The following is a 1,836-nucleotide window of genomic DNA, read 5'->3' on the forward strand; positions in this document are numbered from 1 at the left end:
AAAAGAGGCTGGGAATTAACTATTATTTTCTAGCTTCTAACTAAGAAAATGCGAACTATGATTTTTGATTTAATCAAAAATTGTAGTTCGCATTTTTGGTTATTTACTAAAAAGGGTCTTAATTGGTTGATCATTTTACCCAATTTCGTTAAGTTCAATGCCATTAAGGTTAATCCGACATCATTTTCCACAGCCCGTTGGCCGCGCAAATGAGTTCGGCGTACGCCAAAATCCCTCTTCATGCGACCAAAGACTGGTTCAACGTCGAACTTGCGTCGACGATAGATCATCTTACCTTCATCGCTTGAGAGGGTCTCTTTGACTTTTGCTTTGTAATAATTCCAAGTTGGATTAACCTGGATGTAGCGCTGACGCTTACCTGGCGTTTTAGCTAACTGATCTAACTCTTCTGATGATTGATGTGTGTCGGCACGATAGAGTTTAAGATCGCGCTTAAATCCATACTTATCAGTTCGTTTACTGTAGCGATAAAAACTGAAGCGAACGCCTAAATGATCAATATAGTAGTCATCTTCGGCATTGTACTGCCAATTCTGAGGTTTTGTTGGATCATTTTTGAACTTACGCTTCTGCTCTTTTTGATAGGTGGTGTATGGAATGAGTGGTTGCTTATCGAATTGGTCAAGCAGTGTTGTGTAATTATATTCACTACCGTAACCAGCATCAGCTACCACGTGTGTAAAGAAATCCAAGCCATGGAATTGCTTAAGAAATGGCACTAAAGTCCTAGTATCAGTAGGATTGGAAAATAAAGCATAATCAAGGACAAACTGATTATGCGTGGCAATCTGAAGATTATATCCGGGTTTGAGTTCTCGGTTCATCATCGGATCTTCTTTCATGCACATAAAAGTTGCGTCGTGGTCTGTTTTCGAAAAGCTATTTCGTCCTTGAAAAATATCTTCGACACGTTCATATTTTTTAGCCCGTGGAATTAAGTCTTCTCTCAGTTGACGACGAAGCTTCTTTAGAAAACGTCGCCGACGTTTTCTAACTGAACCACCTTTAATTATTTTCGGCTCCTGTTTAATGGCTTCGTCTAGATTAGTGATTTCTTTTTCCACTTCTTCAGCCATTAATTCCATACCGTCGATAGATTCAATCATTTCTGGTTTCATCTCTTTGATGACTTGCTTTTCTACTAACTCATCATAAATACTAGCCGTCTTTTCTCTCAACTTAGCGTGATACTTTTCTATTGCCCGACGCCAAGTAAACGAGTACTTATTAGCATCCGCTTCAACCTTAGTGCCATCAATAAAGACTGCATCATTTTGAATTAGCCCATGGTCCGTAAGAGCCATAGTAAAGTAAACAAAGGTACGTTTTATTAAGTTCCTGGCGTGCTCACTCCGTCGAAAGTTATTGATGGTATGGTAACTGTATGAATGATCACGGGCTAACCATCGCATTGGTAAGTTTTCTTCTAACAAGGTTTCTATTTTCCGGCCAGAATAAGTTTGACGAGAGTACGCAAACAACAGAATTTTTAACATCAGTGCAGGGTGAGAAAGTGGGCGGCCGGTGACGGCCACGTTCTCTTCTAACAAAACCTCTTGTGGAATGGAATCGACAAAAGTATCAATTAACCGAACCAGATGATTTTTTGGCACATTGTAGTCATAATTTAGTACGAATTCTGTTTGTCCCGTGATATAATTTTGATACATGAAAATCGCTCCTTTATGTTTGTTTTTAGGGGTAATTACATCATATCAGGAACGATTTCCTGTGTACATAAGAAGCCGGACGATGAACCAAGATTTGATTCATCGTCCGGCTTTCATTTTGGACTGAGAGTTTTTTCCCAGCCTC

At 39.4% G+C, this 1,836-nt stretch carries 1 protein-coding gene; it reads right to left on the reverse strand.

Annotated elements, in window-relative coordinates:
- Positions 1–29 precede the first annotated feature (29 nt).
- Entirely contained in the window at positions 30–1,691 is a 1,662-nt protein-coding gene (locus H5975_RS07965) for an IS1182 family transposase (protein WP_056968813.1), read from the reverse strand.
- Positions 1,692–1,836 lie beyond the last annotated feature (145 nt).

Origin of the sequence: Limosilactobacillus coleohominis (genome assembly GCF_016901675.1) — a bacterium.
In the GTDB taxonomy this organism is placed as follows: Bacteria; Bacillota; Bacilli; order Lactobacillales; family Lactobacillaceae; genus Limosilactobacillus; species Limosilactobacillus intestinavium.